General features: G+C 41.6%; 24 protein-coding genes. 3 read left to right on the forward strand and 21 right to left on the reverse strand.

Translation table 11 applies throughout. The features are described from left to right. Positions 1 to 2 precede the first annotated feature (2 nt). Genes RBB56_RS02970 through RBB56_RS02990 form a run of 5 tightly spaced genes read right to left on the reverse strand, consistent with a single transcriptional unit; the run spans position 3 to position 3,649 of the window. A complete protein-coding gene (locus RBB56_RS02970; RefSeq protein ID WP_306720918.1) occupies positions 3 to 341 on the reverse strand; it encodes a PTS lactose/cellobiose transporter subunit IIA in 339 nt (112 codons plus the stop codon). 3 nt (positions 342 to 344) lie between these two features. Further along, positions 345 to 647 carry a PTS sugar transporter subunit IIB gene (locus tag RBB56_RS02975; RefSeq protein ID WP_306720919.1) on the reverse strand — a complete coding sequence of 101 codons (303 nt, stop codon included), beginning with the start codon at positions 645 to 647 and terminating at the stop codon, positions 345 to 347. A 26-nt stretch (positions 648 to 673) separates the two neighbouring features. Beyond that, positions 674 to 1,348 (reverse strand): PIG-L deacetylase family protein, encoded by a 675-nt coding sequence (locus tag RBB56_RS02980; protein WP_306720920.1) that lies wholly within the window; start codon positions 1,346 to 1,348, stop codon positions 674 to 676. Positions 1,349 to 1,361: 13 nt separating this feature from the next. After that, positions 1,362 to 2,306 (reverse strand): GNAT family N-acetyltransferase, encoded by a 945-nt coding sequence (locus tag RBB56_RS02985; RefSeq protein WP_306720921.1) that lies wholly within the window; start codon positions 2,304 to 2,306, stop codon positions 1,362 to 1,364. Further along, entirely contained in the window at positions 2,306 to 3,649 is a 1,344-nt protein-coding gene (locus tag RBB56_RS02990) for a PTS sugar transporter subunit IIC (protein ID WP_306720922.1), read from the reverse strand. The genes RBB56_RS02985 and RBB56_RS02990 overlap by 1 nt, the downstream gene beginning before the upstream one ends. A 425-nt stretch (positions 3,650 to 4,074) precedes the next feature. Here RBB56_RS02990 and RBB56_RS02995 point away from each other — a divergent pair, with 425 nt between their 5' ends. Beyond that, positions 4,075 to 4,833, forward strand: coding sequence for a MurR/RpiR family transcriptional regulator (locus RBB56_RS02995; RefSeq protein ID WP_306720923.1), 759 nt, complete (start codon positions 4,075 to 4,077; stop codon positions 4,831 to 4,833). Between the two features lie 152 nt (positions 4,834 to 4,985). Beyond that, the gene (locus tag RBB56_RS03000) at positions 4,986 to 5,966 is read left to right on the forward strand and encodes a hypothetical protein (RefSeq protein ID WP_306720924.1); all 981 of its coding nucleotides are present in this window, start codon (positions 4,986 to 4,988) and stop codon (positions 5,964 to 5,966) included. Here RBB56_RS03000 and RBB56_RS03005 read toward each other — a convergent pair. From RBB56_RS03005 to RBB56_RS03050, 10 genes are all read right to left on the reverse strand, one after another. Next, positions 5,938 to 6,288, reverse strand: coding sequence for a YkgJ family cysteine cluster protein (locus RBB56_RS03005; RefSeq protein ID WP_306720925.1), 351 nt, complete (start codon positions 6,286 to 6,288; stop codon positions 5,938 to 5,940). The two genes, RBB56_RS03000 and RBB56_RS03005, sit on opposite strands and share 29 nt — an antisense overlap. A gap of 136 nt (positions 6,289 to 6,424) precedes the next feature. After that, positions 6,425 to 9,106, reverse strand: a complete 2,682-nt coding sequence (locus tag RBB56_RS03010; RefSeq protein WP_306720926.1) for a translation factor GTPase family protein — start codon at positions 9,104 to 9,106, stop codon at positions 6,425 to 6,427. A 121-nt stretch (positions 9,107 to 9,227) separates the two neighbouring features. Beyond that, positions 9,228 to 10,418: a coenzyme F420-0:L-glutamate ligase gene (locus RBB56_RS03015; RefSeq protein ID WP_306720927.1), complete on the reverse strand. Its 1,191-nt coding sequence runs from the start codon at positions 10,416 to 10,418 to the stop codon at positions 9,228 to 9,230. A gap of 137 nt (positions 10,419 to 10,555) precedes the next feature. Next, positions 10,556 to 10,993, reverse strand: a complete 438-nt coding sequence (locus RBB56_RS03020; RefSeq protein ID WP_306720928.1) for a GNAT family N-acetyltransferase — start codon at positions 10,991 to 10,993, stop codon at positions 10,556 to 10,558. 19 nt (positions 10,994 to 11,012) lie between these two features. Then, positions 11,013 to 11,969, reverse strand: a complete 957-nt coding sequence (locus tag RBB56_RS03025) for a glutathione S-transferase family protein (protein ID WP_306720929.1) — start codon at positions 11,967 to 11,969, stop codon at positions 11,013 to 11,015. 15 nt (positions 11,970 to 11,984) lie between these two features. Further along, complete coding sequence (locus RBB56_RS03030) at positions 11,985 to 12,461, reverse strand: GNAT family N-acetyltransferase (protein WP_306720930.1); 477 nt, start codon at positions 12,459 to 12,461, stop codon at positions 11,985 to 11,987. 51 nt (positions 12,462 to 12,512) lie between these two features. Next, entirely contained in the window at positions 12,513 to 13,328 is an 816-nt protein-coding gene (locus RBB56_RS03035; RefSeq protein ID WP_334307469.1) for an amino acid ABC transporter ATP-binding protein, read from the reverse strand. Then, positions 13,264 to 14,028, reverse strand: a complete 765-nt coding sequence (locus tag RBB56_RS03040; protein ID WP_306720931.1) for an amino acid ABC transporter permease — start codon at positions 14,026 to 14,028, stop codon at positions 13,264 to 13,266. The genes RBB56_RS03035 and RBB56_RS03040 overlap by 65 nt, the downstream gene beginning before the upstream one ends. A 55-nt stretch (positions 14,029 to 14,083) precedes the next feature. Beyond that, the gene (locus tag RBB56_RS03045; RefSeq protein ID WP_306720932.1) at positions 14,084 to 15,043 is read right to left on the reverse strand and encodes a transporter substrate-binding domain-containing protein; all 960 of its coding nucleotides are present in this window, start codon (positions 15,041 to 15,043) and stop codon (positions 14,084 to 14,086) included. Between the two features lie 66 nt (positions 15,044 to 15,109). Next, on the reverse strand, positions 15,110 to 16,120 hold the full coding sequence (locus tag RBB56_RS03050) for a glutathione S-transferase family protein (protein ID WP_306720933.1): 1,011 nt from the start codon (positions 16,118 to 16,120) through the stop codon (positions 15,110 to 15,112). A 262-nt stretch (positions 16,121 to 16,382) separates the two neighbouring features. Between RBB56_RS03050 and RBB56_RS03055 the strand changes: the two genes are divergently transcribed. Next, positions 16,383 to 16,775, forward strand: a complete 393-nt coding sequence (locus RBB56_RS03055) for a DUF6483 family protein (protein ID WP_306720934.1) — start codon at positions 16,383 to 16,385, stop codon at positions 16,773 to 16,775. 66 nt (positions 16,776 to 16,841) lie between these two features. Here the strand turns inward: RBB56_RS03055 and RBB56_RS03060 are convergent, their stop codons facing one another. From RBB56_RS03060 to RBB56_RS03085, 6 genes are all read right to left on the reverse strand, one after another. After that, positions 16,842 to 18,017, reverse strand: coding sequence for a MalY/PatB family protein (locus RBB56_RS03060; protein WP_306720935.1), 1,176 nt, complete (start codon positions 18,015 to 18,017; stop codon positions 16,842 to 16,844). After that, the gene (locus RBB56_RS03065) at positions 18,010 to 19,176 is read right to left on the reverse strand and encodes a trans-sulfuration enzyme family protein (protein ID WP_306720936.1); all 1,167 of its coding nucleotides are present in this window, start codon (positions 19,174 to 19,176) and stop codon (positions 18,010 to 18,012) included. Before RBB56_RS03065 ends, RBB56_RS03060 begins: the two co-directional genes overlap by 8 nt. A 260-nt stretch (positions 19,177 to 19,436) precedes the next feature. Beyond that, a complete protein-coding gene (locus RBB56_RS03070) occupies positions 19,437 to 19,982 on the reverse strand; it encodes a hydrolase (RefSeq protein WP_306720937.1) in 546 nt (181 codons plus the stop codon). 60 nt (positions 19,983 to 20,042) lie between these two features. Next, entirely contained in the window at positions 20,043 to 20,951 is a 909-nt protein-coding gene (locus tag RBB56_RS03075) for a LysR family transcriptional regulator (protein ID WP_306720938.1), read from the reverse strand. Positions 20,952 to 21,052: 101 nt separating this feature from the next. Next, positions 21,053 to 22,360, reverse strand: a complete 1,308-nt coding sequence (locus RBB56_RS03080) for an O-acetylhomoserine aminocarboxypropyltransferase/cysteine synthase family protein (protein WP_306720939.1) — start codon at positions 22,358 to 22,360, stop codon at positions 21,053 to 21,055. A gap of 312 nt (positions 22,361 to 22,672) precedes the next feature. Then, positions 22,673 to 24,727: a beta-galactosidase gene (locus RBB56_RS03085; protein ID WP_306720940.1), complete on the reverse strand. Its 2,055-nt coding sequence runs from the start codon at positions 24,725 to 24,727 to the stop codon at positions 22,673 to 22,675. Positions 24,728 to 24,735: the final 8 nt, after the last annotated feature.

Genomic DNA, 24,735 nt, shown 5'->3' on the forward strand with positions numbered 1-24,735 from the left:
ATTTATACCTTTCCAATTATGCCTTTTTCTTGCAGAATCTTATATAATTCTATGAATTCCTCTGCAAGAATTCCAAATGCTTCCGCACTCATTAATTGGTCTTCGGCATGCATCAAAAGCATTTGGTAACTTTCAACATCTAACTCTCCGGATGCTGATTTCTGTATCAATTCCATATGAACATGATGTCCTTCATTAAATTGAACTCTTCCGCACTTCATTAATTCATTTGATTTATCAATGTCTCCATGCCTAGCTTGTTCAATGGCTTCTATATAGCTGCTTCTGGCACTTCCGACATAAGAAATAATCTCAAATAGAATAGTTTCAAAGTTTTCCATCCTCTATTCCCCCATAATCTGTCTGGCCTGCGTCAATGCACCTTTGCCGTCAATCATTCCATAGACCCGCATGTCTATTGCTTCAATTATTTTTTCAGGGTATTCCGCTTTCAGCTTATTAGACATATATTTTACCTGAGGTCCTAATAAAATAATATCTGCATCAGGAATTACTGCTGATGCATCCGCTATAGGATATGCATTTATATCACATGAATAATTATCTGCTTTTGCAGCATCCCTCATTCGGGATACCAGCAGACTTGTCGACATTCCTGCCACACATACCAAAACAATCTTTTTCATATTTCAAACCTGCCTTTCTTTTTTCCTTACTCATTATCGATTAACGCTCCATGCATATATGCTTTTACAAGTCCATGGCCTCCTGCCTCAATCGCTCTTACCGTTGCCATAGAATGATAATAGTCATAATATGGAACATCATTGACCTTACCATTAAAGATTTTATAATTCTGTAATCCCTCAAACCAGTTTTTCATCTTCGATTCACTCAGACTCACATATACGGTTGGAGTAAATCCAGCCAAATCTTCACAATTCTCACCATAATAAAGCTGTATCGGATTTCCTTCAACATGAAGGATCCTTACTGCTTGCGTTACTGCCTCATAAGTATAGTAGTGTCTGGGGTGCAATGTTCCGCGTGCATGAGTTATTACGCAATCTACTTTTTCTCTTCTTAAGTATTCCAATATTATTTTTGTAAATTCTTCCACCGCCGGTAATTCCGCCGATATATAATCCATGCTGAAGCTGTCACATCCCATAGCGGCCGCCGCACTTTTAATCTCATCGTTCAGCGCTTCCTCATATGCCTTCTTCTCTTCCTCCGTTGCTGTTGAATCTGTAAGGCGTCCTTTCGTTACATGTACAAATGTACAGGCAGCTCCCTGCTCAGCATATTTTATCATCATTGGCCCACCCATCAGTTCTGCATCCAATGGATGCGCACCGATGGAGACGATTCTATTGTATTTTGCCATTCCCGTATTCCTCCTATATATTTTTCCGGTAAAGTTGATATGTTCTATATACACTCATTCCGTGACGTTCATAGAACTTCATTGCTGCACCATGAGTCCATAGAAAATATGCGTAAAAAATTCCTCTTTTCTGCATTTCTCTCATCTGTAAATCAAATAAAATTCCTCCGATTCCTTTTGAGCGAATAGATTCCTTTACTCCAATCGGTCCAAATCTCGCATCATTACCATCGATCTTCCGCATACAATATCCAATTACCTGGTCTTCTATATCTGTTGCAATTAAAATAGTATCTTCTGCTTCACCATTACGAATTGCCTGTAAAATATTTCTTACCCAGCCGGCATCAAATTCCCTCTCAGCAAAATGCAATAATTTTTCCATATAGGAAAGCGAATATTTATTAAAACTTATTCCTTCTTCCTTCAACTGCTCTATCATATTTTGAGTTTTCTCTGGAATATTATAAGTAAATAAGTCTTTTTGCATGCTTACAGCATCCAATCCTCTTACATAGCCATTTCGTTCAAAGAAGGCCAGAGCCTTTTCATATTTCAAATCGACCCCTGGAGTAAAATAGTTCGGACTGTAGGCACATAGAGTAATTTCTTTTACCTGTTCTTTTTTAAAGTGTTTTTCCACTTCATTTAACAACGCTTTTCCATATCCTTTTCCCTGATACTTAGTTCGCACGAACATAATACTGATCCAGCCTCTGTTCTCCTCAAGACCTCGTGTTAAATATGGATATTTCCTTTTAATTCCTAAGCAAAATCCTATCACCTTATCCTTTACCAGTAAAACAAGAGCTAGACTAGAATCAAAATTTTCATCCATTAAAACCTGCTGCAAAAATCTGTCTTCGCTAATTGGATCAAAAATTAATGTCTCATTCCAACCAGAAATAAGCTGCTCCATATATTCCTGCTTATATGGTTTTATTCGATATTCTTCCATTATTTTTCCCCGCCTTGTTCTACTTCGTACTGTTCTTCTTCTTTTAAAATCTGTCTTTCCATTACTTTGAAGAAAGGTAGAAACATGAAGAAAATAATCGCAATATTTATTAAAGTAATGATTGGGGCTACAATATTAAATCCACTGCCGATAAAGGAAGCTAATGGAGCAGGCATAGTCCACACAGTCATTGCAATAACGGGAGGAGTGATTCCTAATACTCCAAGAATCGCATTAAAAATATAAAGCACAGTAAATCCGAGTACCCACGGAACAAACATAAGCGGGTTTAACACGATTGGCAGTCCATACATAACCGGTTCTGCAATATTGAAAATAGTTCCCGGAAGAGATAATTTTCCTAATACTTTAAAACGTTTTACTTTACTCATGCAGCAAAGGAGTGCTATAGGAAATACAGAACATCTTACATAAAAATTAATCCATTGCTCTGTAAACATAAATGGTATGTCCTGATGCGCTGCAAATGCATTGATATTATCGGTTATCATAGCCGTCCAGATTGGCTGCATAACAGAAGAGACAATATTCGATCCATGTAATCCTACAAACCAAAGAATTCTATCCAATACAAATCCAATTCCTTGTGCGATCGGCCCGCTTCCGCCTATTACCAGATATGCCGTACCCTTATTTAACATACTCAGGAAATCAAAAGCTCCCAGACCTTGTCCAATCAAAGTACATAATATAATAACCGCACAAACCGGAATCATACCGGTGAATGCTGATGCTATCATCGGTGGTACTGATTCCGGCATCTTAATTGTAATCTTTCTTCCAATCAGGAACCTATAAATCTCTACTGCAAGAATACTAATCAATAATCCTCCGAACAGACTCGGAGAACCCAATATATATGCCGGCCAGTCGAAATTTTCACTAAGCTTTGAAAAATCAATAAAGCTGAGGAATGCTACCATAGCTACAACTGACGATGCTATCGACGTAACATTGGAATCTTTCTTGTTATAATACTCTCCAAGGAAGTAACCATTCAGCATAGCCGCAAGCAATGCCAGCAGATTAATTGTCACAAAAACAATTTGAAGAAGCCATGGCCTGCATGGGGTAATCACACTGTCAATCGCCTGAGCAACACCAGGCATGTTTAATCCGGTCCCCTCAGCGAACAATCCGCTTAAGTTTAAAATAAGAGTTGCAGTCGCACCTAATACCATATACGGCATTAATGTTATAAACGTTCTCTGTAACGCTTCAAGATACCGTACCTGTGACAACCTTAACAGGGGTGGTGCAATTTTTTGTTCGATAAAATCTGTGCTTTTTTCCAATACTGTTTTTTTTGCTTGTTTTTCCATTTGGAATACCTTACCTTTCTAAAACCTTCCCTTTATTTTGTATTTGATATCATTATATAACACTTTTCGTATGGTTTCAATAATTTTCTCATTTTTTTTGGTAAATTTACCACCTCCATTTTTGGGACGTATATAAATCTCACGAACGAGGAAGAAACTGGGTAACAGTTCAGACAGGTCTGCGCATTTGCTGCGCTGACCGTAAGAAAACGTAAATGCTGCTGGCAAAAATCCCATCGCCGTAGGCGATTCTCATGGATTTTTGCATGTAACAGTGAAGGTATCTGAACTGTTACGAAACCGGTAATAGCAAGAGGCATTCTCATTGAAAAAACAATGCATTAGATTTGATGATATGTTATAATTTTATAGGTAAATGTTGAATAGTTACTTTAACGGTTATAATTATTATATGGAGAAAACATATGAACCCTATCGAATTAATAAATCTACATGAATCAGAATTCACAAAATCGGATGAGAAGATAAAAACATATGTCATTAATAATCCGGACTATGTATCATCCTATTCTATTATTGATGTTGCCGCTAAAGCAGGTGTATCCAAATCTGCCTTGCTGCGTTTTTGTCAAAAGTTAGGCTATAATGGATATTCCGAGTTTAAATATGAGGTTTCCAAATATCTCTTATCCGGTAATTTTAAAAACCCAACTGTTGTTAAATCTAATATGGATATTATCGAACATTATTTGAATTGTATACAAAAGATTCCGGACTGCATAAGTGATGAGCGTTTTCTTGCCCTTGGCAATTATATTTCTAAGGCATCCCGCATACGAATTTTCGGTCTCCATGAAAGCGGCCTTGCTGCCACCTATTTTACCTATCGTCTGTCAGCTCTGGGAATTGATTCCGAAGCAATAATACATAGTGGTATCTTTAGTGAAAAAGCTTCTTTTTCCACTACTTCGGATTTTCACATTTTTATATCGGTATCAGGTACCACTGATTGTATCACCGAGGCCGCAAAAACTTCTTTTGATCGCGGTACTCCTTGTGCAATTATTACGCAGAACAGTAAGGCTAAATATTTCAATAAATATGATTGCTTTATGGCTATTCCTTCTCTTAACTTGGATAAAAATCAATTGTTTCTTGATTCACAAGCTATTTTATTCATTACTATCGACTTAATTATTAACCAGCTATCAAAAATTCTCTAATCTTATATAAGGAGAAATCGTAATGGAAAAAGGTCAAAATCAATTTTTCACTTGGATACTTAAACGTGTACAAGAGGGAAAATAAGATATAAACTCTCCTATACACGCACAACCCACGCTAAGCTTGCATATACACTATTAATGAGGTATTAATGCTCGCTTACGGGAGGATTACGATGAATTATAATGTGAAACGAGGAGATATTGTTGTTTTCAAAGCATCCGGTGATTGGTTGAGCAAGGCGATCGCTTGGTTTACTCAAACTGATGTGAGCCATGCTGCCATGGTTTACTCCGCAGACTCCATTATCGAAGTCGGTGCTCACGGCATCGGCGTTCATAAGATGGCGATTCTGGATGGCGATTCGGTCTATGTTATGCGGCTGCAATCAAACCCTAGTGCTGCACCGCTCATCCAATCGGCAGATGCCTATTTACAGGCTAAGGTCCGTTATGATTTTCCAGCTCTTCTTATTCTTGCCGGCTTACTCATCTATCGGCGGATCGTTCCTTCACTCCCCCTTATGAAGCTGGTGAATCTTATCTTATCCGCTGCTTGTGCTACTCTCGATAAAGCCCTGAATCGTATACTTCACCAAAGCGATGGTCCTTTTATGATCTGCTCACAACTCGTTTATCAGATTTATTACGATTGCGGCGAAAATTACCGTATCCAAATTGAAAATGGTGCTGTCTTCAATAGTCAACTGACCGCCGGTCCCGCTGATTCTATCTGCCTCGTAGATTTAGCAAAGGTGGGAAAGCGCACTCCTGCAGATATGTTTATGGCTTCTTCTGACGAAGTATCCGTATCTAATCAAGATATGAAGGAATTCTATGAACTCCTATGCGCGTCGGAACAAAAAAATGATAAAGCTGCTCCGGATATTATCATTGCCTCTGTAGAAATGGACAAAACTTTAGCGCTCACAGTAAAATTCTTAGATCTACTGGAGCGCCTACTAGAAAGTGCACATTATGATATTCCTTTGGAAGCTTTGTTTGTCACACCCGGCGATCTGGTCTATCACGCCGTCAACTTGGAAAATGAAGGAACCATCGACTTGCAAAGAGTTCATTCTGTAAAAGATCTTATTTTATCCGCTACACCTTTTCCAAGCTGGCCCGAATGATCTTTTCCTTTTCCTCATCTAAATCAGGAATCCGGGAAGTCATTTTATAAATATCCCTTCCGCATTCCTCCCACTCTTTTTTCTTCAGATCACAAGCTTCCGCATTCAAACGGAAGAACTCCTCCTTATCCATTTGATCTTTCAGGAGTTCCTCATAATATCTTTCAATATCACAAAAGATCGGCCTTTCTTCATATATTCGGCAAAGCATCGTATCTAAATCGAGGTTTCTGCATATCCCATCCCCATCATGAAGATATGCAGTGACTTCACTTTTATTAAGTCCGATACAGCATAAACCACATTTATCACAGTTAAACATAAAATTCCCCCTCCGTATTTGTCATATTTTTCTTAAAGTTAGCGTATCATGACACTTTTGTAAAGTCAATTATTATTCTGTCGAAGACTCGATACTTCTTGTCGAAACCCGTTATATTCTAAAATTCAATTCACTATTACGTCTTTTTTAAATCCTGAATCTCTTCGACCGTAGTCTTCGAAAGGGAATCAAAAAGATAATTCCTCTCCTTCGGCTGCTTGTCTGAATATTCCTGAGTTATTTTCTGATTGGCAGCCTCAACTTCTTCACGAAGTTCTCTTGCAGAAAGAAGTCCGCATCCTTGCCCCCTTATAATGATTTGCTCTAATCCATCTGAGGTGGCCACTGTTACCGGATATTTCTTTCCATTTTCATGTGCGAATCTCTCAATATACATATCCGCGGTCTCCGCTTCCTTCGTATAAACTACATGAATATTGTGATACTTAAGAATCTCTGTATCATGGCCTTTGACCCGGTAGGCATCGAATACAACAATCAGATTGCACTTTCGAATCGCCTGATAATTACTGAGTATATCCAAGAGTTTACCTCTCGCTCCATCAATATTCACCTCAGCTAATTCCTTTAAGTCCTCCCATGCAAATATTACATTATAGCCGTCTACCAGAAGATATTCTTCTTTCAGCTCCTGTTTTTTCCACGTTCGGATTACGGGCTCTGCCGATGGGGAAGATTTAATTTCCCGCCGTTTGCTGCTCATATGAAAACCACGCTTTTGCACATTACCGCTCTTCTTATTAGCATAGAAGGTACGTTCTAAAATGGCGTCTACTTCCTCTGTACCAAGCCACTGTTCCTTGCTCTCTCTTGCCGCAAAAGATTGCATAATTTGTTCTTCTTCCTCTGTCCCATCCGATCGCAAAGTACGTACTTCCAGATGACTGTAGTCTTTGACCTTGTCCCAGCTTACTACGAATCCTGCACCATGGGCGCAGAATACAGAACTTGTAGGATTGTTCACATCCTTCTCAGAATCATACCCGATTTGTTTCACTACTTCTTCCGCATTGTGACAATGTCCATAGCCACGCACTGTACAAAACAACCTTCCGCAGCCTTTTGTATAAGCAATCACTTCTTTCAAATAATCTCGCATTGTAAGGACAGGTGCATGTCCCGTAAGGATACTCATCTCTCCCCGGGTCTGCGGCATCCGGAAGATTCCATGCATTCTCTCCACATCTGTCATAGCTCTTCCTATAAGTTTTTCCGGCACTTCTAAGCGAAAATCATAATAAGGCTCCAGCAATACGGACTTGGCTTCCTTTAATCCCTGACGAAGCGCCCGGTATGTAGCCTGCCTAAAATCGCCTCCTTCTGTATGCTTCTGATGTGCCCGTCCTGCAATCAGCGTAATTTTCATATCGGTAATTCCTGCCCCTGTCAGAACTCCTCTATGCTCTTTTTCTTCCAAATGGGTGAGCACCAGGCGCTGCCAGTTCCTGTCGAGGACATCTTCACTGCAATCTGTGGAAAAAACAAGGCCGCTTCCCGGCTCTGCCGGCTCTAAAAGAAGATGCACCTCTGCGTAATGCCTTAAAGGCTCAAAATGTCCGACTCCTACTACGCTGTTGTCTATCGTCTCTTTATATACAATATTTCCCGTATCGAATGTTACCGTAACTCCAAAGCGTTCCTGTATCAAGCTTTTTAGGATTTCTGTCTGCACTTCTCCCATAATCTTCGCCTGTATTTCCTGCAATACTTCATCAAAAGCAATATGAAGCTGCGGATCTTCTTCCTCTAATTGACGAAGTTTAGGCAGCATGACCGCCGTATCACACCCCGGCGGAAGTTCGATCCGGTATGTGAGCACAGGCTCTAATATTGGAGACAGAAAGTCTTTTTCGAATCCTAATCCTTCTCCCGGCTTGGTCTTACTAAGTCCGGTAACCGCACATATACTTCCCGCCGCTACCGTCTCTGTTGTTTTATACTTTTCACCGGAATAAATACGAATCTGGTTAACCTTCTCCTCCCATACCTCTGCTTCACCACCGGACACCGCTTCTCTTGCCCGAAGACTTCCTCCTGTGATTTTCATAAAGGTCAGCCTATTTCCTTGCTCATCTCTGGCAATCTTAAATATTCTCGCACCAAATAACTCTGAATAACTTTTATCTTTTACATGGATATTCATCCCATGCAGAAACTCTTCCACTCCGGTAAACTTAAGCGCCGAACCGAAATAGCAGGGGAATATCTTACGCTCATAAATCAGTTGCTGTATTCTCTCTTCTCCTACTCTTCCCGTCTCTAAAAATTGGTCGAGTGCTTCTTCCTCAGACATAGCCACTTGTTCATAAAAGGCTTCTGTTTCCCCTTCATCAAAGACTATGCAGCCTTCGTCCAGACGCTCCTTCAACTCTCCAATCAGCAAGTTTTTATCAGTACCGCTCTGATCCATTTTATTAATAAATAAAAAGACAGGAATTTCATACTTTTTCAAAAGCCGCCATAACGTCCTCGTATGCCCTTGTATCCCATCCGCTCCGCTAATTACAAGAATCGCATAATCCAGCACCCGGAGAGTTCTCTCCATTTCTGCTGAGAAATCCACATGTCCCGGTGTATCCACAAGTGTAATACGTCTATCTCCCAGTTCCAGAACCGCCTGTTTGGAGAAAATAGTAATACCTCTCTCCCGCTCCAAAGAATAGGTATCCAAAAAGGCATCTTTATTGTCCACTCTCCCTGGCTGTCTGATAATGCCGCTTTTATAAAGAAGAGCCTCCGATAAGGTCGTCTTTCCGGCATCCACATGTGCCAATATTCCAAATACCAATTCCTTCATTTTAATAATAATACCTTTCCAAAAAAATAAAAAGAACTTATATGCCACTTTATAGTAACATATAAGTCTCTTATTGTAAAAATAATGTAACTATAAAAGTACTGAACAGTTACAAAATACTTTAGCTTACATAATTATCAAAATAGCCCTGAACGAGAATAATCGGCGTTCCTTTATCTCCTGATCCACTCGTCAAATCACAGAGGGAACCGATTAAGTCGGTCAGCTTTCTAGGGGTCGTTCCCTGAGATGCCATATCGCCCACCAAATCATCTTTTTTCTCTTTGATACGCTTCGTAATCGCTTCCTTCAGCGCTTCGCCGGACAAATCCTTAAAATCGTTATCTGCAAGATATTTTAACTTCACTTCGTTAGGCGTACCTTCTAGGCCGGGTGTACTTGCCGGAGATACACAAGGATCTGCCAACTCCCAAATCTTTCCTACCGGGTCTTTGAAAGCGCCATCGCCATAAACCATAACTTCCACATACTTTCCGGTTCTTTCCAGAATGTCTTTCTGAATATCCATAACCAAATCGGTACATTCATTCGGGAATAGCTTAATGGTCTCTTCTGTGGATTTATTAGAACCGAGAAGTCCATACTGCTCATTATATCCGCTTCCATCGATGGAACTAACCAGAATTTCATCCATTCCGCATACGATTTCTGCTCCGCATGCTTTTAAGATTTTCTTCGTGCGGAAACGGGTATGAATATCACAATTTAATACTTTCTTCGTATATCCGAGAATCTTTCTGCAATCGTTAGCGAAGATTACCTCCACTTCTGCTCCTGCTTCCTTAATCAGGTCGCTATAGTATTGCACATAATCGACCCCTGTAAAAGGATGCTTATTTTCTCCGAAAAGTTCTCTGTATTTTTCAAGGGTAAGCACATCGCTGTATGGATTGACACCTGCTTCATCCATCATATCGACAGATACCAGTTCGTTACCAACCTCATCGCTCGGGTAACTTAACATAAGTACGATCTTATCAGCTCCCTTGGCAATTCCCTTCAAACAAATGGAAAAACGATTTCTGGATAAAATAGGGAAAATAACACCTATGGTCCCGCCTCCCAGTTTCGCTCTCACATCTTTTGCTATATGATCAGTAGAAGCATAATTGCCCTGCGCCCGCGCAACGACTGATTCCGTTACGGCAATAACATCTCTGTCTCTAAGCCCGAAGCCTTCACTGTCCGCGGCCTCCAGAACACTGTCCGTTACAATTTTTACCAGGTCATCCCCTTCTCTGATGATAGGGCAGCGAATCCCTCTAGATATCGTTCCTACTTTTCTCTCCATAGTGTCCCTTCTTTCCTATTCTCTCATCCTATCCGACCCTTAGGCCGCATGCGATATATATTATACTAAAAAAAGATGATAAAGGAAAGGGTAATCTGCATTTTTACAGATGTTTTATAGATATTACAGTGTTGTTTTTAGTTAAGGACCTTTTCCACATAAATAATAGGGAACACTCCTGAATTCGATCGCTTCTCATAATCGGCTCTATATCCCAAAGCTTCATAGAATCCGACAGCCTCATCCCGGCTGGTGATTCCTATCTTCTTCACCTTGTATTCCTGGAGCCAATCCTCTGCCGCTTCTATCAGAAGTCTGCCAACGCCTTTCTTCCGATATTCTTCCAACACGCTGACTCTCTCTATCTTCGCCTCTTCGCCTTCCTCCAACAGATGAAGCCTGCAAGCCGCTACGGGATAAATATCGTCCAGAACAAGTACATATAAAGACTTTCCCGTATCCCCTTCATCGAACTCCTTATCAAGGGGAATTCCAAATCCCTTGACCATCGCCTGTATTCTCACATAATGGACGCCTGCAAGCTGCCAATACTCAGTCACTCTCACTGCCTTCATTTTACAGTCATTCTCCTTCTTACTGAAATTTCCTCGCATTTCTGTTATGGGGCTGCTTCCAAACGGATAAGTCCGGTCCCTTAGGTACGATGCCGTAAGGATTGGTGGCAACAGCACACAAATGATAGTGTTTTTTGATCGCCTCAAAATCTGTCGTATTGCCGAAACCCGGCAAGCTGTATAAATCCCTCACATATCCCCATAAATTAGGGAAATCTGTCAACTTATTGCGGTTTGCCCAGAATCCATTATAGTAAGCTACGTCGAATCTGGCTAAAGTTACATACAACCTGACATCCGATTCTGTAATGCAGTCTCCGAATAGATAACGGCTGTGTGAGAGCTTCTCTTCCAGCCAATCCAGCCTATCGAATACAAGGTGATATGCCTCCGCGTAGGCCTCTCTGCTTCTGGCAAATCCCGTCTTGTATACACCATTATTTATATCATGGAATAAAATATCGTTCAGCTCATCGATTTCCTCGCGCAGCTCCTCCGGATATAAATCCGGTGCGCCGGGCTTATGGTATTTCTTCCATTCCACTTCCAGGTACCTGGTCAGATTGAAGTAATCGTTATTTACTACCTTACCGGTCGGAAGATCTACCACGGCAGGTACCGTAAATCGCCCTTTATACTCAGGGTCCGTATTCAAATATGCTTCACTGATATACTTTATCTTAAGTACGGGATCCTCATCGTTTTCATCCAGAGTAAATGCCCAGTCCGTTCTGCCTACATCAGGGCGAAGCGGATCCACAGTTCCCAAACTGATAACATCCTCGAGGCCTAAAAGGTTTCGAACTATGACCGATCGATGAGCCCATGGGCACGCGGGTGACCACAGCAGCCGATATCGTCCCGCCTCTATCGGCAGCCTTCCTTCTCCGTCACCGAAGGGAGTGGTAAATCTATTCTTTTGACGCTCAAATTTTCCGTCCGTCTGTATTTCATCCGTTATATATTTAGCCGACATTTTCTCCTCCTTTTCCTAAAACCTTGAAATCTCTTCCATGAAGCGATAATCTTCAGGGAGAAGAAATCCCTCCTGCTCCATCCATTCCTGCTTCTCTTTTCCTACATCGAAAATACACATAGCCGTCTTGTTCCTTCGAAATCCCATTTTTTCATAGAGGGCGACGGTTCTTGGATGGGTATACAAAATGATGTTCTGCCCCTTTAGCTGATCTAACAATAAGGCAATCAGCCTTCTGCCGATTCCATACCCCTGATATTCCTCGTCCAGAGCGATATTGTAAACAGCCGCCTGACAGATTCCGTCCGACAGCGCTCTTCCTACACCCACTATTTTATCTTTGTCATAGACGAACACTACCGCATAGCTGTTTTTAAATATGATTTCCTGCTCTCCCGCAGAGTGGTCGGATAGACCGGAGCGCCGTAGTACGTCGGACACCTCCTGCCAGTTGACATCTCCTTTTGTGAGCTTATATGTAATGTTATTCATTGTATACACCGCCTAGAAACCGCTTTACTTTGATTGAATATAAGTTTCTTTCTATATGCTGTATTCCACATTCTCCAACATATGGATCTTTACAAGAAAATCCTTTAACCTATCACTTTTGGGACTTTCAAATATTTCCTTCGGCGTACCGTCCGCAACAATCTTGCCGTTCTCCAAGAAAATAATTCTGGTAGCCACATTTTTTACAAAATTCATTTCGTGAGTAACAAGTAAAATAGTGTTCCCTTCCTGCGCCGCCTTCTTTATCGTTACCAACACCTCGCTTACCAGCTCCGGATCCAATGCGGAAGTGGGTTCATCCATCAGCAGAAGCTCCGGCTCCATCGCCAACGCTCTCGCTATTGCCACTCTCTGCTGCTGCCCGCCGGATAGGTGTCTCGGGTAATGTGACAGCCTGTCGGACATTCCTACTTTTTCCAAGTGCTTTAAGGCGATTTCCTTCGCTTCTTTTTTCTTAAGTTTCTTTACCGTCACGAGACCTTCCATAACGTTTTCCAGCGCCGTTTTATTTTTAAAAAGGTTGAACTGTTGAAAAACCATTTCCGTATTTCTTCGCAGCTCCAACTTTTCCTTGGACGACTTTGTGGTAAAGCTTATTTCTTTATTATTTATTGTAATCGTTCCCTGCTCTGGTTTTTCCAGAAGGTTAATGGAACGGAGCAAGGTGGATTTTCCGGTTCCCGATGGTCCTATGATAGCGACTACATCGCCTTTGTTAATGATCAAATCCATATTATCTAACACTATGTTGCTGCCGAAGCATTTACTCAATCCCCGAATCTCAACTAAGCTCACTGGAAAGTCCCTCCTTTTTTGGCAGCCGCCCTTTTTTCTCTGTTTCCACATCCTCAGGAACGCTCATTTTTTTCTCGATATATGTGAATACGCGTTCGATCACAACAGTCAGCACGAAGTAAATGATTGCTAATGAGCAATATACTTCAAAATACCGGTAGCTGTTTCCCGCAAGAATCTTGCCCTGTGCGGTGATTTCCACCACGGAGCAGGTAAAGGCCAAGGAGGTTCCCTTTACCAGCCCTATCAGTGAATTTCCTAAAGAGGGGATAGCAACGGTTACTGCCTGGGGAGCAACCACCCTCTTGAATATTTGTATTCCGTTCATGCCCAGCGACTTTGCCGCCTCTACCTGCCCCTTTTCTACGGATAAGATGGCTGCTCTTATGGTCTCTGAGTCGAAAGCCGATTGATTCAGCCCCAGTGCCACAATTGCAAAAATAATAGGCGGGATTCCGTTTACATTATAAGAAGTTTCATAGTAATAATTGATGTATTTCAAGGCTATGGGGATTCCGAAATATGTAAGATACAACTGCACGATAATCGGTGTTCCCCGGATGACCGAAACAAAGGCTATGCTTATCTGCTTGAGAATAGGAACATTGTGTATCTTAACGATGGCTATCAGCAGCCCTACTATCCACCCGATAATCATTGCGATTGCCGTTAGTTCCAAGGTTACGGGAAGATATTTCAGCACCGCCGGAATCTGTGTGAATACTAACTGCCAGTCAAATATTTTACTCATCTCTTAAAGTCCCTTTCCTACTGTCATCCATCATAAACAGATTATTAATACGATATTATTCATAAGAAGGCGAATAATCTGAGCCGAACCACTTTTCATTGATTTCCTTGGAGATTCCTTCTTCGATCACTTCCTTCAATGCTTTATTGATGTCATCTACCAACTGATCATTTCCTGCACTGACAATCAGATAGCTGTAGGGCTCCTCCATCAAGTCTTTAGAAACATCGTTGCTGATCGTAATTCCTGTTACATTAAAGTTAAATTCGTTCTGATAATATTCGAACATCGGTTTATCCATCAATACAAAATCATATTTGCCCGCTTCCACATCCTGAATCTGAAGCACCAGATCCGATTCGCTGTATTCTATTACAATAGGGTTATCCGGATTTGCTGTATTGTAATTTTCCAAGGCTGTTGTAATATTGATACCTGCCTGAGATATAGTCTTAAGTCCTGCTAAATCATCCCATGACTCGATAGTTTCTGCCTTTTTATTATCCTTCGCAAAAATAGCAACATATTCATTAGCAAAAATAGGGTCGGTAAATAAATATTTTTCTTTTCTCTGCTCATTCTTTGCAAAGTTGTTCACACCAATCTGATACCGATCAGAATCCAGTCCTGCGAAGATCGATGCGAAGTCTGTCACTTCTATTTCCAGCTTATACTGAGGAAGCTTATCGAAAACTGCCTTGGTCAGTTCAATATTGTGGCCCGTAAGCTCGTTACTGTCATTTACAAAGGTAAAGGGTTTGGGTGAGCCGCCTGTCGCCGCATAAACTGTCGTCACTTCACCTTCTGCAATTGCTGCTTCGTCTGTCTGCGCCTCGCCTGTATCCTCTGTGGAAGCTTCTGGCTCAGCCGTCTCCGGTGCTGTCGTTTCCTCTACTGCTTCGTCCTGCGCCACCGTATTCTCTACCGCTTTAGAACCGCAGCCTGTGAGTGCGCCTGCCATAAGCACTGTCGCAAATATTCCCGCCGCTAATCTTTTCACAAATTTCCTCTTCATATCTTTCTCCTCATCTCTTATCTTATTTTTATTATTTTCACTAACTCAGGCTTTTACATTATATTTTTACTGATATGTAATTCGAGATTTACCGATCTTCTCATCTCTGTTATTCGGTTCGTTCCAATTAGAAGTATCCGGTCCTAACGGAAGGATATCATAAGGATTATGAGAATGCTGTCCCAAAAGGTATCCTCTCTTTATCGCATCGAAATCCGTCGCTTCCTTAAATGCCGGAATGGTATATAAATCCTTGGCATAGTTCCAAAGGTTGTCATAATCCGCAATCCGATTTCTATTCGTCTTGTGGCTGAAATAATAAGCCACATCAAATCTTGCAAGAGTTACATATAACCGGATATCGGAATCCGTCAGCCTATCTCCGAACAAATACCTGCTCTGTCCCAGCCTTTCCTCCAACCAGTCCAGGCGATCGAACAGGATTTCATAGGCTTTCTCATACTCCTCCTGAGACTGTGCAAATCCGGCCTTATAGACGCCGTTGTTAACATCATGAAACAGAATAACGTTCAATTCATCGATTTCCTTTCGCAGCTCCTCCGGATATAAATCCGGCGCTCCCTGCTTGTGAAAGGGCTTCCATACGGTTTCCCAGTAATTGGTCAGACGATGGTAGTCGTTGTTTACGACCTTTCCTCTCTTCACATCTACAACCGCAGGAACTGTCGCTCTTCCTTCATATGCCGCATCCGTCTGAGCATATATTTCCGGCAGAAAGCGAATCCCCAGCACCGGATCCACACCATTCGGATCCAGGGAAAATTCCCAACCGTTCTCCGTTCTTACAGGGCTTACTTTGCCTACACTTATCACATCCTCAAGCCCTAAGAGCTTCAATGCTATAATCTGCCTCGTAGCCCACGGGCAAAGGGGAGTCCATATCAGCCTGTAACGCCCTGCCTCTACCGGCAGTTCTCCCTCTCCGTCTCCAAAAGGGATAATAAAGTAATTATCCTGTCTTACAAAAGCGCCCGTAGCCGATACCTCATGAGTATCCTCCGACGTGGCTACCTTTCCGAAAGTTACTTTTTCACTGCTTTCAATACTATTTCCCATTTCGTTTTTCCCTTTCTTCCTTATGGAATTTTATGACTCCCCTTTAGCCGTTTCTTTGTCATGGGCATATCATATCATTCCTATATGAATTTGTATAATACACGAAAGAAACATCTGGTAATAGATTTTATTTATAACTAAATGACTTTTCATTCCTTCTCATAAAATACTCATGCATTTCCTTTTAAGTTGTAAGGAATTGCAAATATAAGATATAATATATTCAAGTTATTAAAAGACAAAGAAGACAGAAAGGACGAGAATGATGTTTGAAAATGACTACATTATGCGCCTAATCTATGATATTATCAGGGCTTTAAAGAAATTGATATTTAAGATCAATGAAGAAAATGGAGAGGTCACGGAAATGGACACACAGGCGGCGGAAGTTTTCAGGAGATTATCCGCCCTCATCGATGAAGGGAAAATAAACGAGGCGGAAAATCTTCTGACAGAAGAAATGGAGACAGAAAATGTAAAGTCTTTCCAGACAGCCCTTTTATTTTACGAACATTTGAATAATAAGGACAACGATTTTCTGGAAGATAACGATTTTTCAAGAAGGGAAATATCGGACGGACTCAAATACGCTGCCAGTCTCTATGGCTACAACAGTGTGATAGATGCCCTTTTAGCAGATGAAGGAGAAGATTAGGCTGCGCATCTATTTTATATAATAGGAGTAGTTTCCTATTACACGAATAAAAACTGGAAGCAGCTTTTACATTGCTGCTTCCAGTTTCTCTAATGCCTGTTGTAATATTGCCCTCGGGCACGCTATATTGATTCGTTCGAATCCTACTCCCGGCTCACCGAACATCGTTCCCTTATCCAACCAAAGCCGTGCTTTATGAATGACTAAATCTTCCTTTTCTTTCTCGGACAGGGAAAGTCCTCTGAAATCCAACCAGACAAGATAGGTTCCTTCCGGTTCTAACATTTTTATCTGCGGAATTCTTTCCTCTAAGAAATTACGGACAAATTCGATATTGCCTTTTAAATATTCTATAAGTTGCGTATACCACTCTTCCCCGTACCGGTAAGCCGCTTCACAAGCAGTCAATCCGAGGGTATTTAATTGGCTGTATCCTGATTTTACAATCTGCTCTTTGAACCTATGTCGGAGCTGCGGATTAGATATCAGGATATTAGAAATCTGCAATCCTGCCAAGTTGAAAGTCTTACTCGGCGAAGTACAGGTGATAGTTCTATCCTGTATCTCCTTATTTAAATTGGCAAATACCGTATGTTCTCCCCGAAATACAAAGTCTTGATGAATCTCATCACTCACCACAAGGATATTCTTCCGTACACAGATTTCCCCAAGTTTCTCTAATTCTTCTTTGCTCCAAACTCTTCCGACAGGATTGTGAGGGCTGCACAGAATAAAAAGCTTTACACCGTTTTCTTCCACTTTTCGCTCAAAGTCTTCCAAATCCATATGATATCTTCCATCATCACCAAGATATAACGTGTTATCCACCAATTTCCTGTCGTTGATTTCTATCGTTTCCCGGAAGGGATAATACACCGGCTGCTGGATCATCACCGCATCTCCCGGTTCCGTAAAAGCTTGTATCGCCATAGCCAGAGCATATACTACACCCGGTGTCTTCACCAACCACCTTCTATCGATATTCCAATGATATTTCTTCTCCATCCATCCTTGCAACGCTTCGAAATATCCATCTCCCACTTCCGTGTAGCCAAAAATACCGTGGGAAGTTCTTTTCTGAATGGCTTCTATTATTTGATCGGAAACTTTGAAATCCATATCCGCTACCCACAAAGGCATAACGTCTTCCGGCATTCCTCTTTGCTTGGCAAAATCATACTTTATGCTATCCGTACGTCTACGGTCAACAATCTCATCGAAGTTAATTTTCTTATCACTCATAAAATACTCTCTCCAGTTCCTTTATTAAATCTTCTACATCTTCAATCCCTACGGACAGTCTTAAGACTTTATCGGTAACTCCATTTGCCGCCAAGGTCTCTTTAGGTACATCCGCATGAGTCTGGGTAATTGGATAAGTAATTAATGTCTCCACACCGCCAAGACTTTCTGCAAACTGTATAAGGCGCACTTTGCGAAGAATGGAAAGTGCCAGTTCTTTCGTCTCCACTTCAAAAGTAACCATACAGCCGAAACCTCTTGCTTGCCTTTTCGTTATTTCATACCCAGGACTTTCTGCAATTCCCGGGTAATATACTTTCACGATTGGTTTCTGCTCACATAGCCATTCCACAATCTGTCTCGTATTCTTCTCTGCTTTTTCCATACGAATCGCCAATGTCTTAATACCTCGCAGAATCAGCCAACTATCAAAGGGCGCCAGGCCAGAGCCTACTGTCTTAATGATAAACCTTAATTTCTCCGAGATTTCCCCCGAGGAAGTTACCAGGAAGCCGGCAATCGTATCGTTATGTCCGCCCAAATATTTCGTCCCGCTATGTACGACTACATCAGCACCTAACTCAAGCGGATTCTGGAAATAAGGAGACAGGAAGGTATTATCCACGATAAGAAGAAGTCCATGTTTTTTAGCAATTCCGGCCATCTTGCAGATGTCGGTCACGTTCATCATCGGGTTGGTCGGTGTCTCGATGAAAATTGCTTTTGTCGATTCACCGATTAGTGCTTCCAATCCATCCGTTCCTTCTCCTTCCAGCAACTGAGCGCAATTCACATGATTAAACAGAATTCCATTCTTCTTGCTGATGTTATTAAATAAGCGGATGCTTCCACCATACAAATCACAGTCCGTAATGATATGGTCTCCCGGCTGAAATATTTCCATCAAAGCGGTAATTGCTGCCATCCCGCTGGAAAAAGCGAGGGCATCAATTCCTTTCTCCAAAGAAGCTACCACTCTCTCCAACTGTTCCCTCGTAGGATTCTGCAAACGACTGTAATCATACCCGGTACTTTCTCCTACTGCCGGATGTGCGAAAGTAGCCGTCTGATAAATCGGAAAGCTAACCGCCCCCGATCCGTCTGTATCCACCCGTCTCCCATCTCCATATAAACATTTTGTCGATATTCCATATTCCATATTTTTCTCCGATTTCTTTCCAAATCATACTTTTTATCTTTTATGTAACTGTTCAGTACCCTCACAGTCACAAAAGCAATCTTTGCAAGATGGCTTTGTAAAAATCCATTAAAATCACCTTCGGTGATGGGATTTTTACTTGTTATTCGACGTTATCTTACGGTCAGCGCAGTAAATGCGCAGACCTACTGAATAGTTACTCTTTTATTATCTATCTTTTATTACCTATCTTCTTTGTTTCATATTCCGTTCTTTATTTCCTATTCTCTGAAACTCTTCAACGCTTCCAGTGTCTCTTCTATCAACCTATCCAGATCCCAGCCAAGCCTATCCGCACCTGACTGAATGACTTCTCTGGAACAAGCTGCCGCAAAGCCTTTACTTTTGAACTTCTTTTTCACTGACTTCACTTCCAGATCCTGCACACTCTTGGAAGGACGCATCAATACGACTGCACCGATCAGTCCAGTCAGCTCGTCCACAGCATATAGTATCTTTTCCATCTCATGCTCCGGCTCAATATCCACTGTGATTCCATATCCATGGCTTGCCACTGCGTGTATCAACCGCTCCTCGATTCCTGCACCTCTCATAATCTCCTGTACCTTAATGCAATGCTCCTGAGGATAGAGTTCGAAATCCAAATCATGCAAAAGGCCTACATTTCCCCAGAACTCTTCCTCTTGTGCATAACCGAACTTGCGGGCAAAATATTTCATAACGCCTTCCACAACTTGCGCATGTTCCAAATGAAATTGATCCTTATTATATTTTGTTAATAAATTCCACGCTTCTTCTCTTGTCATCGTTCTCCTCACTTTACTGCAATAGTTGAAGGTAACTGTTCAGTATCCTCACAGTTACAATTAAAGTACCTTTTTCTCGTATTTTTTCAATTCTTCTATATATTTGACAGCCAGAATACTTAACGGCATCTTCCTCTTCTTGATATACCCGATTCTCATCCTCTCATCCGTATTCAAAGGAATTGCCCTATATTCATTCTGATATAATTCTTCACAAATAATGCCGGAACACAAAGTATATCCATTCAGCCCGATCATAAGGTTTAACATTGTCGCTCTGTCGTTGGCTTTAATAATCTGTTTGTATTCGTAAGTGCTGAACACTTCCTCTGCCAGATAAAACGAATTATTGTTGCCTTGTTCAAAGGATAGGCAGGGATAATCTTTCAAATCCTCAAAATTAATACATTCTTTCTGTGCGAGGGGATTGCCCTGCCACAAGAAGACATAGATTCCGCACTGGAACAAGTCAATAAATTCTAATTCCTGATCATGAAATATTTTTGTCAGCGCCTTAGAATTAAAATCATTTATATATAAAATACCCAGCTCGCTCTTTTGATTTCTTACATTCTCAATCACTTCATAGGTCTGAGTTTCGCGCACAGCGAATTCATAATCATCCATACCGAACTCTTTAGCCATCTCGACAAAGGCCTGAACAGCGAAGGTATAATGCTGCATGGATACGCTGAACTTCTTTTTAAACTTTTTCCTATGAATGAACCGTTCTTCCATTTGCCTGTATTGCTCTATCATCTGTCTTGCGTAGCCGAGGAATTCTTCTCCTTCCGGCGTAATAACGATTCCCCGGTTCGAACGCAAGAATATTTGTAAACCAATTTCTTCTTCCAAATCACGTATGGTACTGGATAAACTCGGCTGTGTAATGAACAGTTCGGCTGCCGCCTTGTTCATGGACTTTTGATTTGCAATACATATCGCATACCGAAGCTGCTGTAATGTCATAATTTCTTACCCCCCATTATCTCACCCACAAGCTATAACAATTTCCCCAATTCCACGCTTCTGTCTATCCCTCTATAAGGTCTCGGCACTCTTCTTACGGTTTATTGTACTGCTTGAAAAGCTTCTTCCAGATCCTCAATAATATCCTCAGCATGTTCTGTGCCGATAGAAAGCCGGATCGTATTCGGTGCAATGCCGGATGCCGCAAGCTCCTTCTCATTCATCTGTGAATGGGTAGTGGATGCCGGATGAATTACTAAGGATTTTACATCAGCTACATTGGCAAGTAAAGAGAAAAGTTCCAGTTGATCGATGAAATCTTTTGCTTTCTGTGCGTCTCCTTTGATTTCAAAAGTGAAGATGGAACCGCCTCCGTTCGGGAAATATTTCGCATACAACTCCTTCTGCTCTTCATCCTCCGATACTGAAGGATGGTGTACCTTTTCCACCTGAGGATGATTATGCAAATAATCAACTACCTTCAATGCATTTTCCACATGGCGCTCCACACGAAGGGAAAGAGTTTCCAGCCCTTGCAAAAAGAAAAATGCGTGGAAAGGAGACAATGCGGCTCCTGTGTCGCGAAGCAAAATTGCGCGAATCTTCGTCACATAGGCAGCAGCTCCTACCGCTTCCGTAAAGCTGATACCATGATAGCTCGGGTTAGGCTTTGTCAGAATATCGAATTTCCCAGATGCCGCCCAATCGAAATTACCGCCATCCACAATAACACCACCGATAGAAGTACCATGACCTCCGATGAACTTCGTGGCAGAATGCACTACAATATCAGCGCCGAATGCAAGAGGTTTCAGCAGATAAGGGGTAGCAAATGTATTATCTACAATCAGGGGAATCTTGTGAGAATGTGCAATCTTTGCGATTTTCTCAATGTCTACTACATCGGAATTCGGATTGCCCAAGGTCTCTATAAAAATAAGTTTTGTATTGTCCTGAATAGCATTTTCCAGCTCCTCATAATTGAATGGGTCTGCGAAGGTGGTCGTTATTCCGTATTGGGGTAACGTATGCGCTAATAAATTATAAGTACCGCCGTAAATATTTTTCGCTGATACCACATGATCCCCGTTTTGCGCAATGTTCTCAATCGCATAGGTAACGGCTGCTGCCCCGGAAGCTACTGCCAAAGCGGCTACTCCACCTTCGAGTGCTGCAATTCTGCGTTCGAACACATCTTGCGTAGGATTGGTTAATCTGCCGTAAATATTCCCAGCATCCGTTAACGCAAATCTCGCAGCCGCATGTTCACTGTTATGAAATACATAGGAAGATGTCTGATAAATCGGAACCGCTCTCGCATCGGTTACCGCATCCGGCTGCTCCTGCCCTACATGAAGCTGTAATGTTTCGAATTTAAGGTTTCTTTCTTTTCTCGTTTTTTTAGCCATTTTCTTATCCTCCTATTATGTCTCATAAGAACTTTCTTAACTGTTTATTACCCTCACAGTTACAAAAGCAAAAATTGCTTTGGGAAAATCCATTAGAAAAATGTTATTTTTTATCCGGTTTCTTTAATTGTCATTATACTTATTCCGTAGTATAAGTGTTAATATATATAAACATCATTTGGTTATAGGTTTTACCTATAACTATATTATTATATATCGATTAAATCAGCAAGGTCTTTCCTGTGGTTAAAACTTTTCTGTGATATAAAAAAGAATCCCGCAAGCGGGACCCTTTTTGCCTGATAGATATATTTACATTTTGTATACCACCGTCTCAAAAGGTCTGAGAATTCTTGTTCCTGTTTCTGTTTGTCCGGTGTATAAATCAGTCATATCCTTTTGGACTACAATCTCACATTCCTCGTTTTCATAGTTCAAAACGAATAAATATTTCTCTCCTGCCCTTTCTCTGACAGCCAGTTCGCATTGCTCCGGCAATGAAATAATATCACCGTACGGATTTGCTATCCCTAACTTCTCCAAAAATACCTTTGCCGTCTCCTTGGAAAAACAGCTGCCAAAATAATAGGTTTTCCCTTTACCGCAAATATGTTCGATCAATCCCGGACTGCCTTTATAATAATTAGACTGGTATGTACCAAGCACATTTGCCTCTTCTGTAAGAGGACTTAATATATCATGGAAAACCGGCGCTTCCAGCAAGACATCATCCCATGAGATATAATTCAAATCATCTGCCGGCCCGGCAAATGTATATTCCGGCACATCCGTTGCCGTCAATTCCTGAAGCAATCCCGGCAATTTATCCATCACACACTGTCCTGTTAAATCCTTATATCCGGTTCGGCATCCTAAAACCAGTATTCCGCCTTCTTTTACATATTCCTCCAACAAATTCACCCTCTCCTTAGTCAGAATGACTGCATGAGGATAAATCAGAACCGGATATGCGAGCAATTCTTCGAAAGTTGTCTCATCCTCTAAATAAACATAGTCCATCGGTGTATGGGTAAGCTGGGCAGCCTGAAAAATTCCCGCCTGACTGACTTTATCAACACGCTGATGCCATTTATCAAGTCCGGCATCCCAGACATTATCGTAATCCTTCAAGACCCCAAAGGCTGCTTTGTAGTGCGAACCTGCGGCTTCCTTAATCTGTTTTAATTTAAAAGATACCTCTTTTACCTCTTTTAGCCTGCGGTTATCCCGATTTGAATAATCAAGGATCCCATGCCAGTAAATCTCTGTGCCTTTCGTACAAGTTCTCCATCTGAAATAGCTAATAAAGTCGGCTCCATGGGCAATGCTTTGCATCGTCCACAAGGTTAACTGACCCGGTTTTGGTGCCGGTGCTTCCATCCGGGTATTCCAGCCGTTAGGCCCTGACTGCTGCTCCATAATTCCAAATATGGGTGAGACCGAACGGACTTCCGTCAGATTCCTGCTCCACTTCCGGTCTTTTAAATCAGTCGCCTGCTTTGGATTCTCGTCCATACAAAAGGCAAAGTTCGGATAGGAGTCGTACATATAAACATCCAGCGACTCCTTGGTCATCCGGTGGTTATCCAGATTGCCGAACATTCCGTTAGTCGTGATAAACGCCTCTTCCTTGATATACTCTCTTAAAATATCGCTCTGCATCTTGGCAAAACGACAGGCGCTGTCTGAAATGAACCTGGTATAATCAAGTACCTGATGGGGATTAGTAGAATCGCTGACTACTTTTCTGGGAACATAAATCTCTTCAAAAGCGCTGTAGGTCTGATTCCAGAAAACGGTTCCCCAAGCCTGGTTCAACGCATCCAGCGTTTGGTATTTATCTTTCAAAAATTCACGAAATGCCAAGGTGTCAGCTTCGGAATAAAATTCATTCAGTTCACAATTTAACTCATTATCAATCTGCCAACCTATGATATTAGGGTGATTCCCATAATGCTTTGCCAACTCGGTCACAATACGTGCTGCGAGCTGCTGGTATTTCTTAGAATTATAATTATAATGACGTCTGCATCCGTGACGGTACAAAACACCGTTCTTATCGCTGTTAAGCACCTCGGGATAGGCTTCTGTCAGCCAGACCGGCGGTGTGGCAGTCGGTGTTCCGAAGATGACTTTCATCCCGGTCTGCTCTGCTACTTCCATAAACCGATCAAAAAAGTCAAATTTGAATTCACCTTCCTTAGGCTCGAATACCGTCCAGGCAAACTCGCCGATTCGTATGACTGAAATTCCGTTATCCTGCATCCGAAGCAAGTCATCTTTCCACATTGATGCATCCCAATGCTCCGGGTAATAACAAACTCCCATTGTGAGCTGTTCCAGATTCATTTCTTTTTTTTCTCTCATAACTGCCT

Origin of the sequence: Kineothrix sp. MB12-C1 (assembly GCF_030863805.1) — a bacterium.
Classification (GTDB): domain Bacteria; phylum Bacillota; class Clostridia; order Lachnospirales; family Lachnospiraceae; genus Kineothrix.